The sequence below is a fragment of the Prevotella nigrescens genome (genome assembly GCF_031191185.1).
In the GTDB taxonomy this organism is placed as follows: domain Bacteria; phylum Bacteroidota; class Bacteroidia; order Bacteroidales; family Bacteroidaceae; genus Prevotella; species Prevotella nigrescens.
Genome location: NZ_CP133465.1, coordinates 952,755 through 968,312, shown reverse-complemented (window position 1 = coordinate 968,312; position 15,558 = coordinate 952,755). Strand labels below are relative to the sequence as shown.

General features: G+C 45.3%; 13 protein-coding genes. 10 read left to right on the top strand and 3 right to left on the bottom strand.

What is annotated here, in order from left to right; genetic code table 11:
- Window position 1 precedes the first annotated feature (1 nt).
- From RDV52_RS06270 to RDV52_RS06250, 5 genes are all read left to right on the top strand, one after another.
- A complete protein-coding gene (locus RDV52_RS06270) occupies window positions 2-1,024 on the top strand; it encodes an electron transfer flavoprotein subunit alpha/FixB family protein (protein ID WP_004366487.1) in 1,023 nt (340 codons plus the stop codon).
- Window positions 1,025-1,043: 19 nt separating this feature from the next.
- A complete protein-coding gene (locus tag RDV52_RS06265; RefSeq protein ID WP_004366488.1) occupies window positions 1,044-2,762 on the top strand; it encodes an acyl-CoA dehydrogenase family protein in 1,719 nt (572 codons plus the stop codon).
- A 93-nt stretch (window positions 2,763-2,855) separates the two neighbouring features.
- A complete protein-coding gene (locus RDV52_RS06260) occupies window positions 2,856-3,212 on the top strand; it encodes a hypothetical protein (RefSeq protein ID WP_004366489.1) in 357 nt (118 codons plus the stop codon).
- 269 nt (window positions 3,213-3,481) lie between these two features.
- Window positions 3,482-4,012 carry a T9SS type A sorting domain-containing protein gene (locus tag RDV52_RS06255; protein ID WP_004366490.1) on the top strand — a complete coding sequence of 177 codons (531 nt, stop codon included), beginning with the start codon at window positions 3,482-3,484 and terminating at the stop codon, window positions 4,010-4,012.
- A 96-nt stretch (window positions 4,013-4,108) separates the two neighbouring features.
- Window positions 4,109-4,984 (top strand): formylglycine-generating enzyme family protein, encoded by an 876-nt coding sequence (locus RDV52_RS06250; RefSeq protein WP_004366491.1) that lies wholly within the window; start codon window positions 4,109-4,111, stop codon window positions 4,982-4,984.
- Window positions 4,985-5,423: 439 nt separating this feature from the next.
- Here RDV52_RS06250 and RDV52_RS06245 read toward each other — a convergent pair whose 3' ends face one another.
- The gene (locus RDV52_RS06245; protein WP_004366493.1) at window positions 5,424-6,674 is read right to left on the bottom strand and encodes a phosphoglycerate kinase; all 1,251 of its coding nucleotides are present in this window, start codon (window positions 6,672-6,674) and stop codon (window positions 5,424-5,426) included.
- A gap of 120 nt (window positions 6,675-6,794) precedes the next feature.
- On the opposite strand from RDV52_RS06245, the gene queC reads away from it, so the two are divergent.
- The 3 genes from queC (at window position 6,795) to mnmA (ending at window position 9,642) form a co-directional block, all read left to right on the top strand.
- Window positions 6,795-7,448, top strand: coding sequence for a 7-cyano-7-deazaguanine synthase QueC (gene queC / locus RDV52_RS06240; RefSeq protein WP_004362889.1), 654 nt, complete (start codon window positions 6,795-6,797; stop codon window positions 7,446-7,448).
- A 127-nt stretch (window positions 7,449-7,575) separates the two neighbouring features.
- Entirely contained in the window at window positions 7,576-8,502 is a 927-nt protein-coding gene (locus tag RDV52_RS06235) for a YitT family protein (protein WP_004362888.1), read from the top strand.
- 9 nt (window positions 8,503-8,511) lie between these two features.
- Window positions 8,512-9,642 carry a tRNA 2-thiouridine(34) synthase MnmA gene (mnmA, locus tag RDV52_RS06230; protein WP_004366495.1) on the top strand — a complete coding sequence of 377 codons (1,131 nt, stop codon included), beginning with the start codon at window positions 8,512-8,514 and terminating at the stop codon, window positions 9,640-9,642.
- A gap of 483 nt (window positions 9,643-10,125) precedes the next feature.
- Here mnmA and RDV52_RS06225 read toward each other — a convergent pair whose 3' ends face one another.
- The gene (locus tag RDV52_RS06225) at window positions 10,126-11,931 is read right to left on the bottom strand and encodes a MutS-related protein (RefSeq protein WP_040556842.1); all 1,806 of its coding nucleotides are present in this window, start codon (window positions 11,929-11,931) and stop codon (window positions 10,126-10,128) included.
- 352 nt (window positions 11,932-12,283) lie between these two features.
- Between RDV52_RS06225 and gdhA the strand changes: the two genes are divergently transcribed.
- Together gdhA and RDV52_RS06215 are read left to right on the top strand one after the other, a co-directional pair.
- Window positions 12,284-13,627 (top strand): NADP-specific glutamate dehydrogenase, encoded by a 1,344-nt coding sequence (gene gdhA, locus RDV52_RS06220; protein WP_004362885.1) that lies wholly within the window; start codon window positions 12,284-12,286, stop codon window positions 13,625-13,627.
- A 95-nt stretch (window positions 13,628-13,722) separates the two neighbouring features.
- Window positions 13,723-14,415, top strand: coding sequence for a septal ring lytic transglycosylase RlpA family protein (locus RDV52_RS06215; protein ID WP_004366498.1), 693 nt, complete (start codon window positions 13,723-13,725; stop codon window positions 14,413-14,415).
- Between the two features lie 221 nt (window positions 14,416-14,636).
- Here the strand turns inward: RDV52_RS06215 and RDV52_RS06210 are convergent, their stop codons facing one another.
- The gene (locus RDV52_RS06210; protein ID WP_004366499.1) at window positions 14,637-15,479 is read right to left on the bottom strand and encodes a hypothetical protein; all 843 of its coding nucleotides are present in this window, start codon (window positions 15,477-15,479) and stop codon (window positions 14,637-14,639) included.
- Window positions 15,480-15,558: the final 79 nt, after the last annotated feature.

Sequence of the window (15,558 nt, the reverse complement as noted above, 5' to 3'; positions counted from 1 at the left end):
TATGAATAACGTATTTGTATATTGCGAAATAGAGCAGACAACGGTGCAGGAAGTATCGCAAGAATTGCTCACAAAAGGACGTAAACTCGCCAACCAATTAGGCGTAGAACTCCATGCCATCGTGGCTGGAACCGATATAAAAGGTAAGGTGGAAGACCAGATACTGCCATACGGAGTTGATAAACTCTTTGTATTCGATGGCAAAGGCTTGTTCCCTTACACATCAGCACCCCATACTGACATACTCGTAAACCTATTCAAAGAGGAGCAACCACAGATTGCGCTCATGGGCGCAACCGTTATCGGGCGCGACTTGGGTCCTCGTGTGTCATCGTCATTGACATCGGGTCTGACCGCCGACTGTACACAACTTGAAATCGGTGAATACGACGACAAGAAGGCTGGAAAACACTACGACAACATCTTGTACCAAATTCGCCCTGCCTTCGGTGGCAATATCGTGGCTACAATCGTAAATCCAGACCACCGTCCACAAATGGCGACAGTCCGTTCAGGCGTTATGCAGAAAGCCATTTACGAAGGAAAGGCAAAGCAAGAAGTGGTTTATCCAGAAGTAAGCAAGTATGTTGATGAGGCAGCATATGCCGTAAAGGTGATTGAACGCCACGTCGAAGCAGCGCAAAACAACCTGAAGGGTGCAGCAATCGTTGTATCGGGAGGTTACGGCGTAGGCTCAAAAGAAAACTTTGAAACGCTTTTCCAACTCGCCGACGTACTGCACGCAGAAGTAGGTGCATCGCGCGCAGCGGTAGATGCCGGCTGGATACCAACCGACCGACAAGTAGGACAGACAGGTGTTACGGTTCACCCGAAAGTATATATCGCCTGTGGTATTTCAGGACAGATACAGCACATTGCTGGTATGCAGGATTCGGGCATCATTATTTCCATCAACAACGACCCAGACGCCCCCATCAACCAAATTGCCGACTATGTTATCAACGGCGATGTAGGCGAAGTGCTGCCAAAAATGATTAAGTATTACAAGCAAAACAGTAAGTAACAGAAGAGGAGAAACAAACATGGCAAATTATTATACAGACCAACCAGAGATTGCGTTCCACTTGGAACACCCTCTGATGAAGCGAATTGTTGAGCTGAAAGAACGCAATTACGCTGACAAGGACAAGTACGACGAGGCTCCTGTAAACTATGAGGACGCCATAGAAAACTACAAGCGCATACTTGATATTACGGGCGAGGTGGCAGCAAACATCATCGAGCCTAACTCAGAATCGGTGGATTTGGAAGGTCCACACCTCATCGACAACCGCATGCACTATGCAAGCAAGACTTACGAGAACCTTGATGCTACCCGCAAGGCAGGACTTTGGGGTGTCAGCATGCCTCGCCAATACGGTGGATTGAACCTCCCCAACGTGGTGTTCTCTATGCTTTCAGAGATGATTTCGTCTGCCGACGGCGGCTTCCAGAACATCTGGTCGTTGCAGTCGTGCATCGACACGCTCTACGAGTTCGGCAACGACGAGCAGCGTGCGAAGTATATACCTCGTATCTGCAACGGCGAAACCATGTCGATGGACTTGACCGAGCCTGATGCAGGTTCCGACTTGCAGCGCGTAATGCTCAAGGCGACATTCGACGAGAAGGAGAATTGCTGGCGACTGAACGGTGTGAAGCGTTTCATAACCAACGGCGATTCCGACCTTCACTTGGTGCTTGCCCGTTCGGAAGAAGGCACACACGACGGTCGTGGACTTTCTATGTTCATCTACGACAAGCGCAATGGCGGTGTAGACGTGCGCCACATAGAGCACAAACTCGGTATTCACGGCTCGCCAACCTGCGAATTGGTTTACAAGAATGCGAAAGCCGAACTCTGCGGAAACACCCGTATGGGACTCATCAAGTACGTTATGGCACTCATGAACGGTGCTCGTCTTGGCATCGCAGCACAGAGTGTGGGACTTTCGAGCGAAGCTTATAAAGAAGGTTTGAACTATGCGAAGGAACGTGCGCAGTTTGGAAAGAAAATCATAACTTTCCCTGCTGTCTACGATATGCTTTCTCGTATGAAGGCGAAGTTAGATGCAGGTCGTTCGCTGCTCTATCAAACAGCACGCTATGTAGATATTTACAAGGCGTTGGAAGACATTGCACGCGACCAGAAACTAACGGCTGAGGAACGTCAGGAAATGAAACAATACACCCGCCTCGCCGATGCGTTCACGCCATTGGCAAAGGGTATCAACTCCGAATATGCGAACCAGAACGCTTACGACTCAATTTCCATTCACGGCGGTTCAGGTTTCATTATGGAATACAAGTGCCAGCGTCTTTACCGCGATGCACGTATCTTCTCTATCTACGAAGGTACAACACAGTTGCAGGTAGTGGCTGCGGTGCGCTATATCACCAATGGAACCTACCTCAACATAATGAAGGAAATGTTGGCAAACGACGTTTGCGACTGTATGAAGGACTTGAAGGCTCGTGTAGAACGCCTTGTTGCACTTTACGAAGAGGCTTTGGAAAAGGTGAAGGCAAGCGAATGCCAAGACACGATAGACTTCCTCGCACGCCGTCTGTACAATATGACTGCTGGCATCATAGAGTCGTTGCTCCTTATTGAAGATGCAAGCAAGGCACCAGAACTGTTCGAGAAGTCGGCTAATGTGTTTGTCCGTATGACAGAAGAAGAAGTTGCAGGCAGTGTAGCATACATTAAAGCATTCGACAGCAAGGAGCTCGAATACTTCAAAGCCGAGGATACTATCTAATAAAGATAAGGTTTCCAAATATATTATTTTATCATTAAGGCGGCTGAGTAGTTCTATTTAGTTGCCTTTTTAATATACTTAGAATGTAGAATTATGAAGAAATACTTTCAAATAGGTATCTTACTAATGGGCTTTACATTTGCTCATTCAACATTAATATCAGCACAATGTCCAATAAAAGAACGGATAATGGGCAACAATGAAGAAGATGAGAACACATCAGAGCCCAACAATAGACTGATTATTTATTACGATAAGTCGGAAGGCAACAAGGCTTTGATGCGAGCTATAGAGAAAAAAGGCTGCACTATAATGTACAATTACAAGAACTTTAGCGGTGTTGCCATAAAGCTTCCGAAAGGCTGGGACATAGACAAAGCCATAGTCTATTTCAAGAAAATAAAAGGTGTTACGACTGTAAACAAAGATAACACATATCAGCTGCAATAACTAACAGCATTCAGTACATTTATAGATAGAGCCTCGTACAACAATAAAAGAAGTCGAATAATATATTGATAATCAACAGTTATTCGACTTCCTCTTTTATAATCATATACGCTTTGGCAACCAATTAGAGTTCAATATAATCGTTAAAAACAATAAAATAGGACGATTCACTTGCTTATTTAGATTATAATCTATATTTTTGTAAAGCAACAAAAAGAATAAATTGCTATTATTCCCAGTTCATTACATCACAATAAAAGCATAACAATATGAAGGTCAAAACAAAATCTTTACTTACTTTCGTTGCCGTGTTGTTGGGCAGCGTGTTCAATTCCGTTAATGCGTCAGAAGTTCAAAAGGCTTCACAGAACGAAACAGACAATGCTACTTGTCTCGTTGTTAAACTGCAAGATGGAGGAGAAAGTATCTTCTTTTTAGGCAAGAGTCCGAAGCTAATGTACTTTTCTGATAGCTTGGCAGTAGTTTATGATAACCAACAACTAAACTTCGCATTGAAGGATATTAAGGATTACCACTTTGAAGAACGCAACCCGGCTGGAATAGGACAGACTGAGAAAGGCAACGTTCAGCAAGGTCAGGCAGACTTTACACAAGGCATTGCCAACTTCACACATTATCCCGCTGGAAGCCGCATTATGGTATATACGCTCGAAGGTCGCCGGGTTGCCGTCGTAGAAGTAGGCAAAGACGGAAGCGCCCAGCTCGATATGCGCAATCAGCCCGCTGGTATCTACATTGTCAACACGGGCAAACAATCGTTCAAATGGTTGAAGAAATAATTTATCTATATCACAAGTAACATTAACAACATCTTGTCGTGAAATTAAAATACGCACTCATTTAACCCATCGACAAGAATTAAAAGCATTCGAACTATGAAAAAGAAATTTCTATTTTGTACCATGGCAGCCTTTGCGCTCGCAGCAAACGTTTGTGCCCAAAGCTGGAATATGGTTGTGGCACACAGCAACGGAACATACGACACAATTGCTGTAGAGAAGGTAAAAGACGTAACCTTCTTCAAAAAAAGCTCAGAACCAGTTACTCCAAAAGACTTAGGCATCGAGTTCGTAAAGGTTCCTGCAGGTTCGTTCCTAATGGGAAGTCCGAACAATGAGCCCCAGCGCGAATCGGGAGAAATACAACACAAAGTTACAATAACCAAAGATTTCTACATGAGCAAATACCCCATCACCTTCGAACAATACGACAAGTTCTGCGAAGCAACGGGAAGACAGAAACCCAGCGACTACACATGGGGGCGCGAAAACCGACCCGTTATCGACGTAAGCTGGGACGATGCCATAGCCTTCTGTGAATGGATAGGCTGCCGTCTGCCCACCGAAGCCGAATGGGAATATGCCTGCAAGGCAGGAACAACCACACCATTTAATACAGGAAACAACCTGACGACAAACGATGCAAACTACGATGGCAACTATCCCTACAACAATAACGAAAAAGGAGACTACCGAAAGAAAACCGTAGCCGTAGGAACCATAGGAGAACCAAACGCATGGGGACTCTACGACATGCACGGAAACGTGCAGGAATGGTGCGCCGACTGGTACGACGACTACCCTCAAACCGAACAAACAGACCCTAAAGGACCAGAAAACGGAACCTACCGCATATTGCGCGGAGGCAGTTGGACAAGTCGTGCAATGCAGTGTCGCAGCGCATATCGAGGCGGAAGCGAACACAGCAGTCGCTTGGACGATGCAGGTTTCCGCGTTGTACTGATGAAGTAAAACCCATCTTGCCACAAAGCACCATACAAGGAAACCACAAACAACAACGCATCAGGCAAGATAAAACAACAACAAAGATACCAATCACACAGGAGGTAAACACCACTCAAAGATGTTTATCTCCTGTTCTCATATTTAAACATTCAAGTTAGAAGCGCAATGTTTAGATAATCCATTGGCAACGGCATGACAATGAAATTTGATTAGTATTCACTGTCTGTTTTAATACTGATAAAACAAGTCTTAAACAGACATACCGGCAAGTCGTTCTATTGTATCGGAAATTTACAAATACAAACAGTCGACAATTCCTTGCTTTTCGGTTTCCATAGTGTTTGATTAATTTAAAAAGTCCCAATGGCATTTCTACCATTGGGACAGTATTATGTTTCTTGTTTACTTCACTTCATCAAGTTTCTGTTTTGCCTGAACGATAATTCTATTTCTCAATCGCTGCAACGCCTGGTAACACCTTGCCCTCGATAGCTTCGAGCATTGCACCGCCACCTGTTGAGACATAAGAAACCTTGTCTGCCAAGCCAAACTTGTTCACGGCAGCTACCGAGTCGCCACCACCAACGAGCGAGAACGCACCGTTGTTCTGTGTAGCTTCGGCAACATACTTTGCAATTTCGCCTGTACCGTGAGCAAAGTTATCGAATTCGAACACGCCGACAGGACCGTTCCACAGGATTGTCTTTGAGCCGAGAATAATCTTTTTCCACGCTTCAAGACTTTCGGGAGCAGCGTCCATGCCTTCCCAGCCGTCAGGTATCTGGTCGATGGGGAACTCTTTGCGCTCTGCATCGTTAGAGAACTGTTGTGCGCAGATGGTTGCCATAGAGAGCGAAAGGTTTACGCCCTTTTCCTTTGCAGCCTTTATTACGTTCAATGCCTCGGGCATCAGGTCGTCTTCGTGCAGCGACATGCCTATCTTTCCGCCTTGTGCCTTAATGAAAGTAAAGCCCATGCCACCGCCAATGATAAGATTGTCCACCTTGTCGAGCAGATTTTTAATGACGCCGAGCTTGGAGCTGACCTTCGAACCTCCGATAATTGCGGTGAAAGGGTGCTGTGCGTTCTTCAGAACATTGTTGATTGCGGTTACCTCTTTCTCCATTAAGAAGCCTAACATCTTGTGGTCGGCATCGAAGTAATCGGCAATAACGGCTGTTGAGGCGTGCTTGCGGTGAGCCGTACCAAAGGCATCGTTTACGTAAACATCGGCGTATGAAGCCAACTTCTTTGCGAAATCAGCCTGACGCGTCTTCATTTCTTTCTTGGCAGTGTCGTATTCCGGTGTGCCTTTTTCCACACCTACCGGTTTGCCTTCTTCCTCTGCATGGAAGCGAAGGTTCTCCAACAAGAGTGCCTCGCCGGGGTTCAATGCCGCAACTTCGGCATCGGCGTTTGCTGCATCTTTGGCAAACTTCACTGGAACACCCAATGCATCGCTTACATTCTTAACTATCTGGCTCAACGAAAGTTCCGGTTTCACTTTGCCTTTAGGCTTTCCCATGTGGCTCATCATAATGAGTGCGCCGCCGTCGGCAAGCACTTTCTTCAGCGTTGGCAAGGCTCCACGAATGCGTGTGTCGTCTGTTACATTGCCATTCTCGTCCAATGGCACATTAAAATCCACGCGGACAATGGCCTTATGTCCTGCGAAGTTGAAATTACTAATCTTCATTTGACTGATTTTTATATTATTATAATGAATACGTTCCTACGGCAAAAATACGAAAAAATATCTTATCGGGAAAACTATACGCAATCTTTTTTGTAATTTTGCACCGATAAACAGACATAAATGAAAGATTCTATCATCATCGTTAGCGGTGGGCTCGACTCCATTACGCTCCTGTACGACAAGGCTGAAACCATTGCCTTGGCTGTCTCTTTCGACTATGGACAGAACCATGCGAGCCGCGAATTGCCTTTTGCAGCGTTGCATTGCCAACGCTTGGGCATACGCCACATTATTATTCCCCTGCAGTTTATGCAGCAATACTTCAAGAGTTCGCTCCTGGAGGGGTCGGACAAAATTCCCGAAGGGCATTACGAAGAGGAGAATATGAAGTCTACGGTTGTGCCGTTCCGCAACGGCATCATGCTCGCCATCGCAGCAGGCATTGCCGAAAGCCACAATCTCAACCGCATATACATTGCCAACCATGGTGGCGATCACACCATTTATCCAGACTGTCGCCCTGAATTTATTAAAGCAATGACTGCTGCCACGCAGGCGGGAACATTCAACAACACCCGCATAGAAGCAGCTTTTACCAACATTACAAAAGCCGACATCGTGCGCATCGGGACGAAACTCGGCATCAACTATGCCGAAACGTGGAGCTGTTATAAGGGAGGCGATTGTCATTGTGGCAAGTGCGGCACTTGCATAGAGCGCAAGGAAGCCTTCCGTGAAACAGGATTGACAGACCCAACAAAATACGAGGAATAAGGCGAAGTCGCCAACAGAACAGATTGATAAAACGGTTTCTGCAACCAGGCAGTGCCTTTTTATTCTGAAAGAACCAACACATTATTTTAATACACAATATGAATTAAGAATAAATGAAAGCATAAAAATGAGCGAGATTACACAAAAACAGATTTTCAGAGAGATTAAAAACTTCCTGATTATTGCCATTGCCATATCCATAGGGTGCTTTGGCTGGTGTGCATTTGTATTGCCCCACAAAATTCCTATCGGCGGTATTGCGGGTTTCTCATCAGTGCTTTACTGGGGCACAGATATTCCTGTGCAGGTTACTTACTTCGTGCTGAACATATTGTTGCTGCTGATAGCACTCAAAGTCTTGGGCTGGCGGTTTTGTGTCCGAACCATTTTTGCCGTGGTAATGTTTACTCTAACCAGTGCCATCTTCCAGAAATCAATGGCAGGCAATGTGCTTTTCCCCGACGATCCTTTCCTTGCCAGTGTTATTGGTGGCGTGCTTTTAGGCTTTGGTACGGGCATAGCGCTGCAGTATAACGCCAGCACGGGCGGCTCGGACGTGATTGCAGCAATGATAAACAAGCACCACGATGTATCGCTGGGTAAGATTATCTTGGGCTGCGACCTCGTCATTATCACGTCGGGCTACTTGGTTCTGCACAATTGGGAGAACATTATATATGGCTACATCACACTTTTCATTATGTCGGGAGTAGTCGATTATGTTGTTAATGGTATGCGTGGCTCGGTTCAGTTCTTCGTTATTTCCGAAAAATGGGACGAGATTGGCAATGCCATCAACAGTGAAGTGGAGCGTGGCTGTACGCTTATCGATGCCCGTGGCTTCTATACGGGCAAGGAACTGGGTATGCTTTTCATACTTGCGCGTCGTTCCGAAACCCGAGATATATTCCGTGTTATCGACGAGATAGACCCCGAAGCCTTTGTTTCGCAGAGTGCTGTAAACGGCGTTTATGGCATTGGGTTCGACAAAATGAAGATAGGAAGCCGCAAAAAGATTTCCAATTATGCTATTAACGTTAATGAAAATCAGTAGCTTTGCAGTATGAATTATGATGAAATAAAGGATAAGCGCATTGCGGTACTGCTTTCGGGCGGTGTCGATAGTTCTGTCGTTGTCTACGAATTTGCACGGTCAGGGCTTACCCCCGACTGCTTTTATATCCGCATCGGTCCCGAAGAGAAAGAAGAATGGGACTGCAATTCGGAAGAAGACGTGGAGATGGCAACGGCTGTGGCACGGCGTTATGGCTGCCGATTCAATGTGATAGACTGTCATAAGGAGTACTGGAGTCAGGTAACGAAGTACACCATGGACAAGGTGCGTGCAGGTCTTACGCCCAATCCCGACGTCATGTGCAACCGCATTATTAAGTTTGGTGCCTTCGACGAGAAGTGCGGGCACGACTACGACCTCATTGCTACGGGGCACTATGCACAGACCAAGTGGATTGACGGAAAGAAATGGCTCTGCACAAGTCCCGACCCAGTGAAGGACCAGACCGACTTTCTGGCACAGATATACGACTGGCAACTTAGAAAAGCCATATTTCCGATAGGACATTACGAGAAGAACGAGGTGCGCGAGATAGCCGAACGCGAACACCTTATCAATGCCAAGCGTAAGGATTCGCAGGGTATTTGCTTCTTGGGCAACATCGACTACAACGAGTATGTGCGCCGCTATCTTGGCGAACAGGCAGGCGATGTGGTGGAATTGGAGACAGGAAGGAAGATAGGACAGCACAAAGGACTGTGGTTCCACACCATCGGACAGCGCAAGGGCTTGGGCTTTGGCGGCGGACCATGGTTTGTAGTGAAGAAAGACGTAGCTGCCAACGTGTTGTTTGTCAGCCACGGCTACGACCCCGAAACGGCGTACAAGAAAGACTTTAAGGTGCACGGCTTGCATTGGCTCACCGAAACGCCCCGCCCCGAAGCAGGCAGCAGCGATGCCGAAACGTATAGACAGATTTCCATCTGCTTTAAAATCAGACATACGCCGGAGTTCCATAAGGGCTATTTGGAGTTGCTTCCTGCCAATGACGATGGCGAACCGACAGAAGCAATCGTACATTCTGAAGACAAGATACACGGTGTAGCACCCGGTCAGTTCTGCGTTATCTACGACAAAGACCACAACCGCTGCTTCGGTTCGGCAGAGATTACACTATAAATATACTATCTTAACTCCACGTTGCAATGCCTTTATCGCAACGTGGAATTTTTATTTTCAGCAAGTCATAAAAAGCAATTAACCAAAGACGCGCCTACTTTTTTGTCCAATAAAAATATACCTTAGACGAATAAAAAACTGATGGAAACTACCTATTTTATGAAGAAACAGAAAGCAAGAAACACGTAAATATTTATTCAAAGAATACCTGTCAGCAAACTACCTTGTTCTCAACACATTGCAGAACCCATTGTTTAGCATTCCAAAACAGGCTCTTTTGCAACGCAAAAGAGCCTGTTTTGGTAACCGAAAACGGTTGTCTTGAAAAATGAATGCGATGCTTTTGAAAAGAAATAGCATTTTTATCGTTACACCATACTATGGCAATTATCTTACTTGCATGTTTGAATTAGCCGTTTCCTGATGTTTTTTAGAATTTATATTGGCATTATACACAGATAGAAGATGTCAATTTGGAAATCGTCAGATGAGAATTTGCTTCAGCAAGAAAGTGGCATTTTGGTTCCGTGCGACGCCTCTACCTATCTTATATGTATAGGTAACGTCGGTTCCAAGTTCTATTTCGAACGAATAGTTGTGGAAGCGTTGTGGGTTCTCATCTTCGAGTTTAGACAGCTCCAAGTCGTGTGTGGCAATGACGCCCGTAACGTTTCGTTCGGAAATATACTCCAAGAACAGGCGCGAACCGTTGAGCTTGTCCAACGAGTTTGTACCTTTCAGAATCTCGTCGAGTATGATTAGGCTCGGAACATTGGGATCTAAGCTCGCAATGAGTTGCTTCAGTCGGAGCAGTTCGGCGTTGAAATAGCTGATGCCGTGCGTAAGGTCGTCGGTCGTACGCATATTGGTGAAGAGGCGGAACACCGAAACGCGCATCTCTTCGGCAAACACGGGCAGTCCGTTCATGGCAAGAATATAGTTCACGCCCAGCGTTCGCAGGAAGGTACTCTTGCCTGCCATGTTCGCTCCCGTTATAATGTAGTACTCGTGGTTCTGTATGTCGAAGTTGTTGCGCACAGCCTTTTCGCCTAAGAAAGGGTGGTAAATGCTGCGTGCCTTGTAGCTTACCCCGCTGCTGTCGATGATGGTTGCCTCTTGCGCTTCGTCCTCGTTGAGGCGGAAAGTCGCCATCGACACAAGTGCGTCGAACACGCTTGATGCGCCAATCCATTGGTCGGTAATGGGTTCGTAGGTGCGTTGCCAACGCAGGAAGTGGCGAACGATGGTTATGTCCAATAGTCCGAAGCAGTTGAAAAGTACGATGCCTATTTCGTTGCTCCGATTATCTATCTTCTGAAGAATGCGCTCCAACTGTCCGAACGATGCCATTGCGCCTGACAAATTGGCTTTCATCTCGCATAAATGAGCAGCTGTAAACGATTGTTTTTCTATCAGCGACGCCATGTTTACGTAGCCGCGCACTTGGTCTTTCAGTTTAGATATGGCTTCGTTCACCAATTTTATGTACTTGTGGGTGCAGAATGTGGCAAGGAAAAAGTTGAAAATGCCCCACCAGAGCGGAAGGAACGCAGGCACGAAGTTGCCGATAGAGAGGAAAATGCTGAGGTAAAAGCCCACAAGGTTGGCGTAGAGAAGTATTCGGAAGGTAGGATTGCCGAAGTAGGAAGGTATCTGCAATGCGTGAATGCTTCCGAAAGCTTCTTTCACGGCAGCGGTATCTATCGGCTTTTCCGCTCCCTGTGCCTTGAACTGCGACAGGAAAGGTTCGTTCCCAGCGAGTTCGCCGATGGCTTCCACACGTTGTTCTATGTGTTTTAGGAGTTCCGCAGTAGGCAAAGATTCCCACTTTCCCGACAGACTTTCGGCTAAATAGTCGCTTCCGCCCGAAGATATGGTGCGGTTGATGCGTTGGAAAAGCGAGCCTTGCCCGAAGACGTCAAGGTCGAAAGTGAACGGGTGTGTAGGCTGAAGGTAGCGTTCGCCAGCATCAAATTTCGTATAGTCGCCCGTCTGATAGGCTACTTCCTTTTCGTAAACAAGCTTCAAAGCCGATGCGTCGGCAATCTTTCTGTCGTTCTTTGTGTCTAAATTCCGAATATAGAAATAGAGGAATAGTACGCATAGTGCCACACCCAATGTCCACGAAGCATCGTCGAGAACCGTGAAAAGCACCACGAAGCCAATGGAAACGGCAAACGACAGCACTTCTGCCATTACGAATATGCGACTTTTTGCACGCAAACTACTAATTGTTTGTACTAATTCTGTAATTCGTTTTTTGTATAATCCATTCAGAGTCTTATTCATATTGCAAAGATAGACAAAATAATTTTAACTATGAGATATTCTGTTTAGAAACGACATTATACAATAAAATGAATGGTGTAAAACGAAAAAGTAGTTGTTTAACCATAGAATGGGAAAACTAATAAATATATAGCAAAATGGACGTATATATAATATTGTTGTAACAAAAAGGCAGTATTAAAGTTTGTTTCTATCTCTACGTATATAGAAATAAAGGTATTATGAATTTAAAATATGTTAGTATGAATGCAAAAAGGCACAATTTTATTTGGTGCTCTAATTTAAATTCAATACATTTGCCGTAGATTTGATAATTTGAAATACTAACATAAACGTTTTATCAAAAATTACTATGGAAGTCAAAAAGATTATGCAGAGCCTGGAGCAAAAGCACCCAGGAGAAGCAGAGTACTTACAGGCAGTACAGGAAGTCCTCGAATCTATTGAGGAAGTTTACAACCAACACCCTGAGTTCGAGAAAGCCCAGATTGTAGAAAGAATGGTAGAACCAGAGCGTATCTTTACATTCCGTGTTACATGGATTGACGATAAGGGTAAGGTTCAGACCAACCTTGGCTATCGTGTACAGTTCAACAGCGCTATCGGTCCGTACAAAGGCGGTCTCCGTTTCCACAAGGCTGTTACACCTTCAATGTTGAAATTCCTCGGTTTCGAGCAGACATTCAAGAACGCACTTACTACTTTGCCAATGGGCGGAGGCAAAGGTGGTTCAGACTTCGACCCAGTTGGCAAGTCAGACGCAGAAATTATGCGTTTCTGCCAAGCCTTTATGCTCGAGCTTCGTCATAATATTGGTCCAGACCAGGATATCCCTGCAGGCGACGTAGGTGTTGGTGGTCGTGAGATTGGCTATATGAATGGTATGTATCAGAAGCTCACACGCCAGTACCACACTGGTGTTCTCACTGGTAAGGGCTTGACTTGGGGTGGCTCATTCTTCCGTCCTGAAGCAACAGGTTTCGGTGCTCTCTACTTTACAATGCACCTTCTTAAGAAAGCAGGCAAGGACATCAAGGGCAAGAAAGTTTCACTTTCAGGTTTCGGTAACGTAGCTTGGGGTGCTGCAACAAAGGCAACTGAACTCGGCGGTAAGGTTGTTGCCATCTCTGGACCTGACGGTGTCTGCGAAATTCCTGACGGTATCACACCTGAAATGATTGATTACATGCTCGAAATGCGTAGCTCTAACCGCAACAAGGTAGAAGATATGGCTACCAAGTTCCCAGGTAAGGCTAAGTTTACAGCAGGCAAGAAGGCATGGAGCATTCCTGTAGACATCGCTCTACCATGTGCATTCCAGAACGAACTCAGCGAAGACGATGCTAAGGAATTGGTTGCTAATGGCTGCTGGTGCTGCTGCGAGGTATCTAACATGGGCTGCCAACCAGGCGCAATTCACTACTTCCAGAAGAACGGCATACTCTTTGCTCCTGGTAAAGCAGTAAATGCTGGTGGTGTAGCTACCTCTGGACTTGAGATGACACAGAATGCCGCTCACCTGAATTGGGCTCCTGCTGAAGTAAACGAAAAACTACAGTGGATTATGGAAAGCATTCACGAGCAATGTGTTAAGTTCGGTGAAAAGCCTGACGGAACTGTTGACTACGTTAAGGGTGCTAACATCGCTGGCTTCATGAAGGTTGCTCAGGCAATGTTGGAGCAAGGTGTAATTTAATAAAAGTCTTCTCCTTTCCCCTTTCCTACATTCCTTTTGTAGGGAAAGGGAAACAGACAGTTACAGAAAGAGAGGACTGACGTAAACTTGTTTTTATGGATAAAATCGGAAATCTCCTTTTAGTAACAATGATAATGGGCTTTACTGTTTCGACAAAGTGCACTGCACAGTCGGACGGTAAAGCCTCTTATTATAGTAATAGCCTACATGGACGAAAGATGAGTAACGGAGAACGTTACAACCGTAACGGTTTTACTTGTGCCCATCGGACTTTGCCTTTCGGGACACGACTGAAGGTTACAAACCCCAGAAACGGCAAAGAGGTTGAAGTAAGAGTTACTGATCGTGGCCCATACGCTCATGGACGAATTGTAGACTTGTCGTATGCGGCTGCCCGCGAGTTGGGTATGATATCCAGTGGTGTGGCTTACGTGAAAGTAGAAATATTGCCAAAGGAAACAGAGATACCTTATGCTTCAGAACAAATTGGACTGAAGATGCCTGAAGTAGAGTATGGTTTTGCTGGTGTCTGCTACGAATTTATTCCTGAATGGGAGGCAGAGGGCAAAGAAGATAAGCCGAAAACCATTGAGCGTAAGGTTAAGACATCTTTGCAGCCGAAAAAGAACAAACGTGTTACAACACCCTCCAAAACAACAAATACTCCTGTAAAGACCGCACAAAAGCCTGTAGAAAGTAAACGTCCTATACCACAAAAGACAGATCAAAAGAATTGGACGGACTTCTTTAAGAACATAAAGAAAGGTATCAGTAGCTGGTTTGATTGAAGCAACAAACTGCCATTTAACCCGAAACAATCATGACACAGCCGATTGTTTTTCTTGGTTTTATATTGTTTCGAGGAAGTAAATAAAAAAAGACGCATCGTTTTCGATGCGCCAGAGTTGAGTCATTAGTTAATCAATGGTTGTTCTGAACCTTTTCTATTTGTATCCTCAATACTTCTTTTTCTCTCTTTTTATAGTCCAAATATTGATATCGAGTCAGTTTATTTCTGTGTACTCAGATGCAGCTCCATCACTTTTGCAATACTTTTATTGTCCTTGAGTATTGCGATGGATAAGTTATATTCTCCAGTTTTTATACGTTTGTCGGCAATAATTGTTGCCGTGTATCTTACAATCTCGCCCGGTTTCAGTAAGTCTATCCGTGTTGTTGGACTTATTCTGAAGTGGTTCGAGTGGGTTGCTTCGGTTATTGTGGGGTACAAATCGCTAATTGCCTGTGTCCCATTGTTACGTATCTCGAATGCAATCTGACCAAATTCACCGCGCGACAAGATGTTATTGCCGTCATTATCAGCGAAAACTACGTTGCTAATCTCAATCTTTGGCGTCTCGCTTGTAAATTGCGTGAGCCGCTCAATGCTTGATTCGTTTGAGTATCGGATAGGTCTCGCATCTTCTCTGGCAAGACTATCTGCCGCCTCTATTTGGAAACCGTATAGCCTATCGTCCCCTGAATTCGTACTATCGAACCCGCTTTCATCTTTAGTTTGTGGCTGATTGCTGCATTGTTCTGCATCTATCTCTTGCTGACCGTACGAATCTTGTCCGTCAGCTTCGTTTTGTTGCAAGCGTTCATAGCGGTCGCAGGCAACCTCTTTAGCCTTTTTCTTCGCGTTGGCATCTATGGCTGCTCCTACGGCGGCACCTCCAGCCATTCCGACAATTGTACCTATATCAGAGCCTCGCGCTCCTCCTGCAATACCACCTACGGCACTTCCAAGCACGCTACCCAGTGAGCCGCCAGCGTAGATGTTACCCATGTATGAATCGCAACTGCTTAGCAAGAAGGTTGTAGCAACTCCTAATACAATTATCTTCTTCATATTCTGTTTTCTTTTGATGATACAAAAGTAGCAATAAATATAGGGTTCAAGAAAATAAAATCCCTACCAGTTTAGGGGA